Origin of the sequence: Pseudomonas sp. CFBP 13719 (assembly GCF_014842095.1) — a bacterium.
Taxonomy (GTDB): Bacteria; Pseudomonadota; Gammaproteobacteria; order Pseudomonadales; family Pseudomonadaceae; genus Aquipseudomonas.
Genome location: NZ_JACYVB010000005.1, coordinates 192,843 through 205,528, shown reverse-complemented (window position 1 = coordinate 205,528; position 12,686 = coordinate 192,843). Strand labels below are relative to the sequence as shown.

Annotated in this window: 11 protein-coding genes; 5 read left to right on the top strand and 6 right to left on the bottom strand. The window is 65.5% G+C overall.

Going from position 1 to position 12,686, the window contains the following annotated elements; translation table 11 throughout:
* Positions 1-95: 95 nt before the first annotated feature.
* The 4 genes from IFT57_RS17350 (at position 96) to IFT57_RS17335 (ending at position 3,564) form a co-directional block, all read left to right on the top strand.
* Positions 96-575: a LabA-like NYN domain-containing protein gene (locus tag IFT57_RS17350; RefSeq protein ID WP_043192734.1), complete on the top strand. Its 480-nt coding sequence runs from the start codon at positions 96-98 to the stop codon at positions 573-575.
* A gap of 12 nt (positions 576-587) precedes the next feature.
* Positions 588-1,199 carry a 3'-5' exonuclease gene (locus IFT57_RS17345; protein WP_192152159.1) on the top strand — a complete coding sequence of 204 codons (612 nt, stop codon included), beginning with the start codon at positions 588-590 and terminating at the stop codon, positions 1,197-1,199.
* Positions 1,200-1,290: 91 nt separating this feature from the next.
* Positions 1,291-2,190 carry a drug/metabolite exporter YedA gene (gene yedA / locus IFT57_RS17340; RefSeq protein ID WP_192152158.1) on the top strand — a complete coding sequence of 300 codons (900 nt, stop codon included), beginning with the start codon at positions 1,291-1,293 and terminating at the stop codon, positions 2,188-2,190.
* Between the two features lie 39 nt (positions 2,191-2,229).
* Positions 2,230-3,564 (top strand): DEAD/DEAH box helicase, encoded by a 1,335-nt coding sequence (locus IFT57_RS17335; protein WP_192152157.1) that lies wholly within the window; start codon positions 2,230-2,232, stop codon positions 3,562-3,564.
* 54 nt (positions 3,565-3,618) lie between these two features.
* Here IFT57_RS17335 and IFT57_RS17330 read toward each other — a convergent pair whose 3' ends face one another.
* From IFT57_RS17330 to IFT57_RS17305, 6 genes are all read right to left on the bottom strand, one after another.
* Positions 3,619-4,845 (bottom strand): TIGR03862 family flavoprotein, encoded by a 1,227-nt coding sequence (locus IFT57_RS17330; RefSeq protein WP_192152156.1) that lies wholly within the window; start codon positions 4,843-4,845, stop codon positions 3,619-3,621.
* Positions 4,846-5,184: 339 nt separating this feature from the next.
* On the bottom strand, positions 5,185-6,099 hold the full coding sequence (locus IFT57_RS17325) for a lysine exporter LysO family protein (RefSeq protein WP_192048686.1): 915 nt from the start codon (positions 6,097-6,099) through the stop codon (positions 5,185-5,187).
* 140 nt (positions 6,100-6,239) lie between these two features.
* Positions 6,240-7,979 (bottom strand): acetyl/propionyl/methylcrotonyl-CoA carboxylase subunit alpha, encoded by a 1,740-nt coding sequence (locus tag IFT57_RS17320; protein ID WP_192152155.1) that lies wholly within the window; start codon positions 7,977-7,979, stop codon positions 6,240-6,242.
* Positions 7,976-9,595, bottom strand: coding sequence for a 5-oxoprolinase/urea amidolyase family protein (locus tag IFT57_RS17315; RefSeq protein WP_192152154.1), 1,620 nt, complete (start codon positions 9,593-9,595; stop codon positions 7,976-7,978). Before IFT57_RS17315 ends, IFT57_RS17320 begins: the two co-directional genes overlap by 4 nt.
* Before the next feature lie 9 nt (positions 9,596-9,604).
* On the bottom strand, positions 9,605-10,405 hold the full coding sequence (locus IFT57_RS17310; RefSeq protein ID WP_192152153.1) for a LamB/YcsF family protein: 801 nt from the start codon (positions 10,403-10,405) through the stop codon (positions 9,605-9,607).
* 28 nt (positions 10,406-10,433) lie between these two features.
* A complete protein-coding gene (locus tag IFT57_RS17305; RefSeq protein ID WP_342030366.1) occupies positions 10,434-11,681 on the bottom strand; it encodes an NRAMP family divalent metal transporter in 1,248 nt (415 codons plus the stop codon).
* A gap of 254 nt (positions 11,682-11,935) precedes the next feature.
* Here IFT57_RS17305 and IFT57_RS17300 point away from each other — a divergent pair, with 254 nt between their 5' ends.
* Entirely contained in the window at positions 11,936-12,601 is a 666-nt protein-coding gene (locus IFT57_RS17300) for a GntR family transcriptional regulator (protein ID WP_122715069.1), read from the top strand.
* Positions 12,602-12,686: the final 85 nt, after the last annotated feature.

Genomic DNA, 12,686 nt, shown 5'->3' with positions numbered 1-12,686 from the left:
CCGCGAAGAGGCCGGCACTGACACCCCATCCTCACCCCAACACTGGCATACTGGCTATCCAGAAGCTCAGGCGCCCAGCGCGACGAGGAAGTGCGGTGAAGAAGATCGCGGTGTTCGCCGATGTACAGAACCTTTACTACACCGTGCGCCAGGCCTACGGCTGCCATTTCAACTACGCCGCGCTGTGGGCCGACATTGGCCAGCGTGGGCAGATCGTCGAAGCCTATGCCTACGCCATCGACCGGGGCGACAGCAAGCAGCAGCAGTTTCAGCAGATCCTGCGCAACCTCGGCTTCACGGTCAAACTCAAGCCCTACATCCAGCGCAGCGATGGCTCGGCCAAGGGCGACTGGGATGTGGGCATCACCATCGATATCATGGACGCCGCCGATCATGTCGACGAAATCGTGCTCGCCTCGGGCGACGGCGACTTCGACCTGCTGCTCGATCGCATCATCGGCAAGCATGGCGTCGAGGCCGTCGCCTATGGGGTGCCCGGCCTGACCGCCAACTCACTGATCCGCGCCGCCACCCGCTACGTGCCCATCGAAGGCGCGTTGCTGTTGAAGAACTGAGGTTTCACCGCTTTGGAACGCATTGCTGTCATCGACTTCGAAACCACTGGCATCTCGCCGAACATGGGCTGCCGCGCTACGGAAATTGCCGTGGTCATGCTCGAGCGCGGCGAAATCGTCGGGCGCTACCAGAGCCTGATGAACGCCGGCCTGCCCGTGCCCGGCTTCGTCGCCAGCCTGACCGGCATCACCACAGCCATGGTGCGCAAGGCACCACCGGCCGCCGAGGTCATGGCCGAAGTCGCCGAGTTCGTCGGCAGCACGCCGTTGCTGGCGCACAATGCCTCGTTCGACCAGAAGTTCTGGGACCACGAGCTGAGCCTGCTGCGTCGCGAGCGGGTGCAGAGCTTTGCCTGCTCGATGCTGATGGCCAGGCGGCTATTCCCCGGCGCGCCGAATCACAAGCTGGGCACCTTGACCCAGTGGGCGAAACTGCCGCACACCGGCCAGGCCCACCGGGCTATGGCCGACGCCGAGATGGCCGCCAACCTGACCCAGCACCTGGCGCTGGAACTGCGCGAGCGCCACGGGCTGGCCGAGGTGTCCCACGGGTTGTTCTGCAAGCTGCAGAAAGTGCCGATGGCGAAGATGCGCGAGGTATTGCAGAAGCATCGATTGGCGTAGGGCTGGAGGGCCTCTTCGCGGGCAGATGGGAACGCCGCCCGCGCCGCTCCCATCAGGAAATAATAAAAACACACCATGGATGACCTTTGAAATGCCTGCCAAGTCCCGCTTTCCCCTGCTGCTCATCGGCGCTTTTCTGGCCCTGTACTTCGTCTGGGGCTCGACCTACCTGTTCATCCGCATCGGCGTCGAGTCCTGGCCACCGTTGCTGATGGCCGGGGTGCGCTTTCTCATCGCCGGGAGCCTTCTCTACACCTTCCTGCGTCTGCGCGGGGCGCCCAACCCCAGCTGGCCGCAATGGCGCGCGGCCGGGTGTGTGGGCATTCTGCTGCTCAGTTGCGGCAACGGCGGGGTGACGGTCGCCGAACACGCGGGCGTGTCGTCCGGGGTAGCGGCGCTGGCCGTGGCCACCGTGCCACTGTTCACCTTGTTCTTCGGTCTGTTTCGCGGCCAGCGCAATACTCGTCTGGAGTGGGCCGGCATCGTTCTCGGGCTGATCGGCATCGGTCTGCTCAACCTGGGTTCCAACCTGCAGGCCAGCCCGCTGGGCGCCGCCTTGCTGATTTTCGCGGCGGCCGCCTGGGCCTTCGGCTCGGTATGGAGCCGCAGCCTGCCATTGCCCCAAGGCGCCATGGCAGCAGCGGCGGAAATGCTCATCGGCGGCGCGGTGCTGCTGCTCGGCAGCCTGATTTCCGGCGAGCGCCTGCAGCAATGGCCGACCGCCGCCGGCTGGGGCGCGCTGGCCTACCTGGTGTTCTTCGGCTCGATCGTGGCCTTCAGTGCCTATATGTACCTGCTCAAGCACGTGCGCCCGGCGGCCGCCACCAGTTATGCCTACGTCAACCCGGCAGTGGCCGTGCTGCTGGGCATTCTGTTCGCCGGCGAGCACATCGGCGTGGAGGAATGCGTGGCGATGGCGGTGATCATCGGCGCGGTGGTGTTGATCGGGGTACCGCAATGGCGCAAGGCGAAAGCGCTGCCGACAGGGTAAACTGCCGGCCATTGCGAAACATCTTCTGACGGTAGACCCATGACATTCGCCACTCTTGGCCTGATCGAACCCCTGCAGCGCGCCCTTGAAACGCTTGGCTACCAGACGCCGACTCCGGTGCAGGCCCAAGCCATTCCCGCAGTGCTGGCCGGCCGCGACCTGATGGCCGCGGCCCAGACCGGCACCGGCAAGACCGCCGGTTTCGCCCTGCCATTGCTGCAGTTGCTGGCCATGGAAGGGCCCAAGGTGGCGAGCAATTCGGTGCGCGCGCTGGTGCTGTGCCCCACGCGCGAGCTGGCCGAGCAGGTCCACGCCAATATCGTCGAGTATGGCGAGCACCTGCCGTTGAGCACTTATGCCGTGTACGGCGGGGTCAGCATCAATCCGCAGATGATGAAACTGCGCAAGGGCGTCGACCTGCTGGTGGCGACGCCTGGGCGCCTGCTCGATCTGTATCGGCAGAACGCGGTCAAGTTTTCCCAGCTGCAGACCCTGGTGCTGGATGAAGCGGACCGCATGCTCGACCTGGGCTTTTCCGAGGAACTGCGCGACATCTATGCAGCCTTGCCGAAGAAGCGTCAGACCTTGCTGTTGTCGGCGACCTTTTCCGATGCCATTCGCTTGCTTGCCGGACAGATGCTCAACGACCCGCTGAGCATCGAAGTCAGCCCGCGCAACGTGGCGGCCAGCTCGGTGCAGCAGTGGATCGTGCCGGTGGACAAGAAACGCAAGGCCGAACTGTTCTGCCATCTGCTGAAAAAACAGCGCTGGAAGCAGGTGCTGGTGTTCGCCAAGACCCGCAACGGCGTCGACGCGCTGGTCGAGAAGCTGCAGGGGCTGGGCATCAACGCCGACGGCATCCACGGCGACAAGCCCCAGGCCACGCGCCAGCGTGCGCTGGATCGCTTCAAGGCCTCGGAGGTGCAGATCCTGGTGGCCACCGATGTCGCCGCGCGCGGCCTGGACATCGAAGACCTGCCGTTGGTGGTCAACTTCGACCTGCCCATCGTCGCTGAGGACTACATTCACCGCATCGGTCGCACCGGCCGGGCCGGGGCCACGGGCGAGGCGATTTCGCTGGTCTGTGCCGACGAAGTGCAGCTGCTGTCGGCCATCGAAACGCTCACCCGACAGACGCTCAAGCGCGTCGATGAGCCTGACTTCGTGCCCGACCACCGCGTGCCGGACACCGATGCCAGTGGCCAGGTGGTGAAGAAACCGAAAAAACCGAAGAAGCCCAAGGTCAGTGGCAGCAAGAAGAACCTGGGCAAGTGGGTCGACAGCGGCGATTCACCGGTGGATGCGCTGCCGGTGGTCAAGCCGGTGCGCAAGGTCCCGGTGTTCAATACCGGGCCGCGCAAGCGCAAGCCTTGAGGTGTGTGGGGGCCTCTCGGGCCTCTGCCCGCGAAGAGGCCCTAAAGGCAAACATCACCCCCGCGCCAGCCACTCCAGCACGCCATCCGCCGCCCGGCGCCCACTGGCGAAACAGGCTGTCAGCAGATAGCCGCCGGTAGGCGCCTCCCAGTCCAGCATCTCGCCGGCACAGAACGTGCCTGGCACGGCGCCGAGCATCAGGCGCTTGTCCAGCCCCTGCAGATCCACACCGCCCGCCGTGCTGATGGCCTCGTCCAGTGGGCGCGCGCGTACCAGCGTCAGCGGCAGGGCCTTGATTGCCAAGGTCAGCGCATCGAGATCGGTGAAGGTCTGCGCGTCGGACAATTCCCGCAGAAGCCCGGCCTTCACACCTTCCAGACCCAGTTGCCCCTGCAGGTGGCGCGCCATGGACTTCGTGCCGCGTGGCTTGTGCAAGACACTTCGGACTTTATCCACAGGGTGATCCGGCAGTAGGTCGAGGTGCAGGTTGGCAATTCCCGCCTGGTTGATAGCGTCGCGAATCCGCGCTGACAGCGCGTAGACCAGACTGCCTTCGACACCTGTCTGGGTCAGCACGAACTCACCTTTGCGCGCAGGCTCGCCTGCCAACCCCAGGGCAACGTTCTTCAACGGTGCGCCGGCGAACTTCTCCCGCAGCAGCGCGCTCCAGCCAGGCACGTCGAAGCCGCAGTTGGACGGTTGCAGCCGCTTGATCGGTACACCGCGATCACGCAACCACGGCACCCAGGCGCCGTCGGAACCCAGCCGCGCCCAGCTAGCGCCACCCAATGCCAACACCGTGGCATCTGCACGTACGGCCAGTTCGCCTTGTGGATTGGCAATGCGCAAGCTGCCGTCGGCGTTCCATCCCAGCCAGCGATGCCGGGTGTGGATAACCACCCCAGCCTCGCGCAGACGCTTGAGCCAGGCACGCAGCAGCGGTGCGGCTTTCATGTCGGTAGGGAATACCCGTCCGGAGGTGCCGACGAAGGTCTGGATGCCCAGCCCGTGAATCCATTCGCGCAGCCGTGGCCCATCGAAGGGGTCCAGCCACTCCCGAACGTCCTGCGCACGTTCCGCATAGCGAGACACGAAGGCAGGGTAGGGCTCGGAATGGGTGATGTTCATGCCACCAACGCCAGCCAGGAGGAATTTGCGGCCCACCGACGGCATGCCGTCGTAGACCTCGACGGTCACGCCGGCCAGGCTCAGCACTTCGGCGGCCATCAGGCCTGCCGGGCCGCCGCCGATCACGGCAACGCGAGGGGAAGAAGAGGGCATGGAAACGGATCGACAGGGGAAAGAACGAGAATTCTACACGGCTCGTTCCGGTCCTGTATCCACAGAGGGCACTGATCAATATTTGATCGGCTCACTGAAAGCCCCGCATCGCGTGGCCTGCAGCCTGTTTTGCGCAGGTTATCCACATGTGGTTGCACAGCGAATGTGGGTAACTGCCATCGCTTGTGCAAAACCCGCTCACAGTTTTTGCTCAAAAAATGATCACATTGCGCAAGCCCCCGGCGGCGCGGGTCGTCAGTGGCTTATGCGCAGATTATCCACAGGCGGTTGCACAGCCACTGTGCGTAACTTATCCACCGGTACTGCGCTGTGCATAACTCATACGGTGAGGAAAAACACCATCAGCAAAGGGCCGATCAAGGTCAGCAGAAAACCGCTGACCAGGGCCACTGGGAGCAATTCAGCCGGGCACTTCTGCTTGACGATCGGCAAGGTCGAATCCAGCGACGTGGCACCGCCCGCAGCGATGCACTGCAAAGGGCGTCGGGCACCCAGGGCATAAAGCAAACCGATGGCGAGGATCTCGCGGAACAGATCGGTCAGCAGCGCCATGGCGCCAAAGGCTTCACCAGCATGGTGGCCGACCAGCACGCCGGACAAGGTAAACCAGCCGAAGCCGCTGGACAGTGCCATGGCAATGGCCAGCGGCTGGCCGGTGGCCCAGGCGGCGAGCAGGCCGCCCAGCAGTGAACCGATCACCACCATGGCGGGAATCTTCAGCGTGCGCAGCGAGTACCACGACGGGTCGGGCCGGACCCCGTAGAGGTCCAGCCCGACCAGCACGATCAGTACATAGAGGAAGTAGCTGGTGGAAGGCCAGGCGAAGCCCGAGCCGTCGGCAGCGCCCCACAGGTGATACATGCCGACCCCCAGTGCCAGCGCCAGCAGGGCGATCAGACACTCCTTGAGCGGTGGGACAATGGCCGCCAGCCCTTGGCGGGCCGACGCCGGGCGAGCCACGGCAGCGGTGGTGCCCCACGACAGCAACAACCACGGCACGGCGGTAGTGAGCAGGGCGAAGACCAGCGCGGTGAACGCCGATTCGCGCGCCGAGTTCAGGGCGCCCAAGACGTTGCCGAATTCGTAGCCGATGGAAAACAGCAGCAGCCAGATGAACGGGGTGATCAGCTTCACCAGGCGCTGGCGCAGGGCAGGGCTGATGAAGATTGCCAGCAGCCAGCCACCGGCCAGCGCCAGCAGGATGGGCAGGAGTGAAGCGACGATCGAAAGCATTGTTGCAGGCCTTGTGCAAAATCCATGGAGTGTTGCGCGTGACGAAGGCCGGCATTATTTCAGATGCGCAGTGCGTATGGCTGGGCTTTTTCCAGTTGGCGGCACCCGGGCCAAGAGCCGGTGCCGCCTGCTGCCCTGGGTCACTCGTCGATCTGGATACGGCCGATCACGGCGCCGGCCTCGAAGTAGTCACCGGCCTGCTGGCTGATGTGTACGCGGCCAGCACATGGGGCCAGCACCGAGCTTTCCATCTTCATCGCTTCGACCACTGCCACCACCTGACCACTGGACACCGTCGCGCCGTCTTCCACCACCCAGGTGTGCAGGTTGCCCGCCACCGGCGTGAGCAACGCCTGCGGATCGACGTCTGCAGCGGCCGTTGCGTGCGGTGGGGCAGCGGCTGGCGCATCCAGGCTCATGCCACGCAACAGTGCGGCTGGCAGGCCGAGTGCGTGGCGCTTGCCATCGATCTCGACGAAGGTGCGCAGAATGTCCGTGTCGGCCACGGGTGCGGCCCGCGGCGCAAGGGTGATGGCCTCGGCGAAGTCGGTTTCGATCCAGCGCGTGTGCACGGCAAAACCGTCGCTGCCGGTGAAGTCCGGGTGATCCATGACGGCGCGGTGGAACGGCAGCACCGAGGCGATCCCCTCGATGCGGAACTCGGCCAGGGCGCGCCGGGCGCGGGCAATGGCCTGCTCGCGGGTGGCGCCGGTGACGATCAGTTTGGCCATCATTGAGTCGAAGTGGCTGGGCACGCTCGAACCGCTGGTCACGCCGCTGTCCAGGCGCACGCCTGGGCCGAACGGCGGCAGGAACTCGTCGATCTGCCCGGGCGTAGGCAAGAAGCCCTTGCCCGGATCCTCGGCATTGATGCGAAATTCGAAGCTGTGACCGCGCGGCGCCGGCGTTTCATCGAACGACAGCGGCAAGCCGTCGGCGATGCGCAGTTGCTCGATCACCAGGTCCACGCCGGTGGTCTCTTCGGTGACCGGGTGTTCGACCTGCAGGCGCGTGTTGACCTCCAGGAATGACAGGGTGCCGTCCTGGCTGAGCAGGAATTCGACCGTGCCGGCGCCGACATAACCGGCCTTGGCGCATATGTCGCGGGCCGATTGGTGAATACGCTCGCGCTGCTGTTCAGTGATGAACGGCGCGGGCGCTTCTTCCACCAGCTTCTGGTTGCGGCGCTGCAGGGAGCAGTCGCGCGTACCGACGACCACGACCTGGCCATGCTTGTCGGCCAGTATCTGCGCTTCGATGTGCCGGGGCCGGTCGAGAAACTGTTCCACGTAGCATTCACCACGGCCGAAGGCGGCCTCTGCTTCGCGCACGGCCGAGGCGAAAAGCTCAGCCACTTCGTCCAGGCGCCAGGCGACTTTCATGCCGCGCCCACCACCCCCGAACGCGGCCTTGATGGCGATCGGCAGGCCGTGCTGTTCGGCGAAGGCCAGCACCTCGTCGGCGCTTGCCACCGGGCCCGGCGTACCGGCAACCAGGGGCGCGCCGACGGCCTGGGCGATCTTGCGCGCCTCGACCTTGTCGCCGAGCACGTCGATGGTCTCGGGATTGGGGCCGACCCAGATCAGCCCCGCGTCGATGACCGCGCGGGCGAAATCGGCTCGCTCCGAGAGAAAGCCATAGCCCGGATGCACGGCGTCGGCGCCACTGCGCCGGGCCACGTCCAGGAGTTTCTCAATGTTCAGGTAGGTCTCGGCGGGCCGCTGGCCATCGAGCCCGTAGGCTTCATCGGCGTGGCGCACGTGCAGCGCGTCGATGTCGGCATCGGCGTACACCGCCACGCATTGCACGCCATGGTCGCGGCAGGCACGGGCGATGCGCACAGCGATCTCGCCGCGGTTGGCAATCAAGAGCTTTTTCATGGAAGTCTTTCCACATCGGCAGGGGAAGAAGGGGCTGGCGCGGTGGGCTGGATCTCTTCGAAGGCGGCCACCGGGTTGAAGCGGATCCGTGCATTGACCGGTATCTGCCCTGCCAGGTCGAGGTGGTAGCTGGCGACCACGGCGATGACCGGGTAGCCGCCGGTCAGCGGGTGGTCGGCCAGGAACAATACGGGCTGGCCGCTGGCCGGCACCTGGATCGCGCCCACGGCGGTGCCTTCGCTGGGCAGCTCCTGCGGGTTGCTGCGCGTAAGCGGGGTTTCACCGGCCAGGCGGATGCCGACGCGGTTGGATTGCGCAGTTACCTGCCAGAGCTGGCTGCTCAAGCGCTCGATGGCGTCGGTGGTGAACCAGTCGCTGCGCGGCCCCATCAGCACATCCAGGGTGACGATGTCGGCCGTTTTGGGCAGGGCGAACGCCGGGGCTTCGCTCAGCGACACGCTGGTGCCGCCCGTTGGCGGGGTGTACCCCAGTTGGTCTCCCGCAGCCAGGGCGGGTGGGCCGACCTGGGCCAGGGTGTCGGTCGACAGGCTGCCGAGCACCGGCGCCACGTCGAAGCCGCCGCGGATCGCCAGGTAGCTGCGCAGCCCGGCGCTGGGCGTGCCGAGGGTGACCGTGTCACCCGGTACCAGTTCGATGGGTCGATAGTTGTCCACAGGCCATTGCAGGGCACTGGCGCTGGTGAGGGTGACTGGCGTTTGTGCGCCGGTGAGGGCGATCACGGCGTGGCCGTGGCAGACGAAGCTCAGCCCGCCGAGCACGGTTTCCACGCAGGCCGTGTCCGAGGGGTTGCCGACCGCGCGGTTGGCGGCCCGCAAGGCGCCCAGGTCCAGCGCGCCGGAGCGGGACACGCCCTGGCCGGTCTGGCCAATGCGACCGGTGTCCTGCAGCACGCTGTGCAGGCCCGGGCTGAGAATCTGCAGGTACGCGCCGCTCGGTGGCAGGGCCGCAACGGGCTGGCTGGGCACGGGCAAGCCACCTACAGGCAGCGGCCCGGCATCGATGAAGCGCACCTTGTAGCCGGGGCGTAGCAGGGCCGGTTCGGCGCGCTCCAGGTCCCACATCTGCAAGGGCGTCACGCCGATGATCTGCCAGCCACCGGGGCTGGCCTTGGGATAGATGCCGCTGAACTCGCCGGCCAGCGCTACGGCGCCCGCCGGTATGCGCGTGCGCGGCGTCTGTCGGCGCGGTACCTGGAATCCGGCGCTGCCGGTCAGGTAGCCGAAGCCCGGCGCGAAACCGCAGAACGCCACGCTGTAATCCTCGGCGGTATGGCGGCGGATCACTTCGGCGCGGCTGATCTGCAGCAGCGCGGCGACTTCGTCGAGGTCTTTGCCGTTGTAGTGCACGGGAATGTCCACCCGGCGCTGCTCGGCGGCCCGGCGTTGGCCCAGGTCCTGACGGGCGACGTGGTCGACCAGCGTCTGGCGGGTAATGGCGCTGGGGCGGAACTGGATCAGCAGCGTCCGCGCGGCCGGGATGATCTCTTCCACCCCCGCCAGCGGCTCGGCGCTCAAGGCGTCGAACAGGGCCAGGGTCTGTTCCAGGTCGTTCAGCTCGACCAGCAGGGTGTCCAGGTTGACCGGTAGAAAACGCACGGCAATCTCCTAGGGGTGGGACGCGCCGTTCGGCACATCGCTGACGGGCGCTGCGGCAAACGCCTGCAGGTGCATGTTCGCCTGCTCCAGCACGCGGCGCAGCTCGCGGGCCATGGCCACGGCGGCCGGGCTGTCGCCGTGCACGCAGATCGAGTCGGCCTGGATGCGCGTGATGCTGCCGTCGATCGCTTCCAGCGTGCCGTCCTCGACCAGGCGCAGCATGCGCTGGGCGATGAGTTGCGGATCGTGCAGGACCGCGCCCGGCTCGCGGCGTGAAACCAAGGTGCCCTCGGGGGTGTAGGCGCGGTCGGCGAAGGCCTCGGCAATGCATGTCAGGCCTTGCTCACGTGCCAGTTCGATCAGGCTCGAGCCGGCCAGGGCGACCAGTACCAGGCTGGCATCGACTGCGCGGATTGCAGCGATCACGGCCAATGCCTGACGGCGATCATGGGCGATGGTGTTGTACAAAGCGCCATGGGGCTTCACGTAGCTGACCCGGGTGCCCGCGGCCTGGGCCAGGCCCTGCAGGGCGCCGATCTGGTAGATCACGTCGGCGGTCAGCTCGTCGCTGGCCACATCCATGTTGCGGCGGCCGAAGCCGACCTTGTCCGGGTAGGACACATGGGCGCCAATGCTGACCTGCCGGGCCGCGGCAGCCTTGAGAGTGCGCAGGATGCCGGCCGGATCGCCTGCGTGGAAGCCGCAGGCAACGTTGGCGCTGGTGACGATGTCGAGCATGGCATCGTCGTCGCCCATGCTCCAGGCACCGAAGCTTTCGCCCAGGTCGCTGTTGATATCTATGCTTGGCATTGAAGAGACTCCTTGTTCTTGGTCTGGTTTAGACGACCGTGAGGAAGGCGAAGATCGGCCCGACCGACTTGATCGCCATGTACCAGGTCAGCAGGCACGTCAGCAGGCCCAGCACCAGCAGCCAGCGAGGGTAATGGTAGCCGCCCATCAGGTCGGACCGGCGCCAGCCGACATAGGTGAAAATGCTCAGGCCAATGGGCAAGATCAGCCCGTTGAAACCACCGGCGAACAGCAGCAGAGCGGCGGGCGCGGTGCCCAGCAGCACGAAGATCAGCAGCGACACGGCGATGAACACCGTTGTCGCGCGGTTGCGCGCCTGCTCGCTGATGTTGGGTGCAAACACCGTGATGAAGGAAATCGAGGTATAGGCGGCGCCGATCACGCTGGTGATGCCGGCGGTCCACAGGATCAGACCGAAGATGCGCAGGCCGAACTGTCCGGCAGCCGCTTCGAAGGCTTGTGCCGCAGGGTTGGCGCCCTGGCCGGAGATGTCGATGATTACGCCGCTGGCGACCACCCCGAGGATGGCCAGAAAGAGCACGTAGCGCATGATGCCTGTGACCAGGATGCCGCTCAGGGCCGCCTTGTTCACGGCGTCCAGGTTCTCGATCCCGGTGGTGCCGCGGTCGAGCAGGCGGTGCGCGCCGGCGTAGGTGATGTAGCCGCCCACGGTGCCGCCGACGATGGTGGTGATGATGGCGAAGTCCACGGTTTCGGGCAGGATGGTCTGGTACAGCGCCTGACCCAGCGGCGGGTTGGAAACGAACGCGACGAACAGGGTCATGCCGATCATCACCAGGCCCAGCACCACCATCAATCGATCCACGGCCACGCCGGCGCGGCGCGACATGAAGATGCCGATGGCCACCAGCGCACTCAATGCGCCGCCCCATTTGGGGTCCAGGCCCATCAACGCATTCAGCCCCAGGCCGGCGCCGGCGATGTTACCGACGTTGAACACGAAGCCACCGAAGATGACCAGTACGGCCAATACGTAGCCGCTGCCGGGGATGGCCTTGTTGGCGATATCGGCCGCGCGCATCCGGGTCAGGGCGACGATGCGCCACACGTTCAACTGGACCACGAAATCAATGAGGATCGACGCCAGGATGCCGAACGCGAACGCGGCGCCCATCTTGGCCGTGAACGTGGCGGTCTGGGTGATGAAGCCCGGGCCGATGGCCGAAGTCGCCATCATGAAGATCGCGGCGATCAGGGAAGAGCGACGCGCCTTGGTGAAATCCTTGGCGGTCTGTGTCGCGGCTGTCTGTGTCACGGCATCGTTCCTGCGATGGGAGATGACAGGGACAGAGCAATGAGCATGCCAGAGCCTGATAATCTGGCCGAGAGTGTTGATGTGCGTGCTCTGCATTGTTCAACAATGCCTTTCGTATTGACCCACAATGTGCACCATTTTGTAACGCTTGCGGTTATCGCCGTTACTTAATGATGCACGGCAGTGGCATTCGCCTTGCCTGTGATCAGGCGGTGGGTGAACATCGAAGCGACTTTTTCGCGTCTGGACCGTACATGAATGACATTGCGCTTCCCCTGCCTCGTTCGCTGGGCGAATCCATCACCCAGGAGATTCGCCGGATGCTGGTGGAAGGTGAGCTGGTCCCCGGCCAGCGCCTGTCCGAGGCCGCCCTGGCGGAAACCCTGCAGATCTCGCGCAACACCCTGCGCGAGGCCTTCAGGGGCCTGACCCGTGAAGGCCTGCTCAAGCACGAGCCGAATCGCGGCGTGACCGTGGCGGTGCCGGACATGGCGTCGATCATCGACATCTACCGGGTGCGCCGCTTCATTGAATGCCAGGCCCTTGCCCAGGGCTATCCACTGCACCCTGGCACCGTGCACATGCGCGAAGCGGTTGCCATGGGCAAGCAGGCTGGCGAGGCCAAGGACTGGAAGGCGGTGGGCACCGCCAACATGATGTTCCACAAGGCGGTCGTCGAATTGGCCGACAGCCCGCGCCTGGAGTCGTTCTATGCGCAGATTTCGGCCGAGTTGCGCCTGGCCTTCGGCCTGCTCGACGATCCGCGCTTCCTGCACATGCCCTACCTGGACATGAACGGCTCCATTCTGCAGTGCCTGGAAGAAGGACGTGCGCAGGAGGCCACGCAGTTGCTCGAGGCCTATCTGGTGCGTTCGGAGCGTACGGTGCTGGCGGCCTACGAGCGCAGTACCCGGCGATAGCGCGCTTGGCCGAGCGCAACGCCTTCTGTCGAAAGGTCTGCTCGACATGCCTGTAAGTGCCGTTGGTCTTGCCGTGAAAACTCCC

What these genes read in the sequence shown, in the direction of transcription:
- yedA (WP_192152158.1), top strand. Translation starts at nt 1,291, where the DNA reads ATGCCTGCCAAGTCCCGCTTTCCCCTGCTGCTCATCGGCGCTTTTCTG.
- IFT57_RS17335 (WP_192152157.1), top strand. Translation starts at nt 2,230, where the DNA reads ATGACATTCGCCACTCTTGGCCTGATCGAACCCCTGCAGCGCGCCCTT.
- IFT57_RS17330 (WP_192152156.1), bottom strand. Translation starts at nt 4,845, where the DNA reads ATGCCCTCTTCTTCCCCTCGCGTTGCCGTGATCGGCGGCGGCCCGGCA.
- IFT57_RS17325 (WP_192048686.1), bottom strand. Translation starts at nt 6,099, where the DNA reads ATGCTTTCGATCGTCGCTTCACTCCTGCCCATCCTGCTGGCGCTGGCC.
- IFT57_RS17320 (WP_192152155.1), bottom strand. Translation starts at nt 7,979, where the DNA reads ATGAAAAAGCTCTTGATTGCCAACCGCGGCGAGATCGCTGTGCGCATC.
- IFT57_RS17310 (WP_192152153.1), bottom strand. Translation starts at nt 10,405, where the DNA reads ATGCCAAGCATAGATATCAACAGCGACCTGGGCGAAAGCTTCGGTGCC.
- IFT57_RS17300 (WP_122715069.1), top strand. Translation starts at nt 11,936, where the DNA reads ATGAATGACATTGCGCTTCCCCTGCCTCGTTCGCTGGGCGAATCCATC.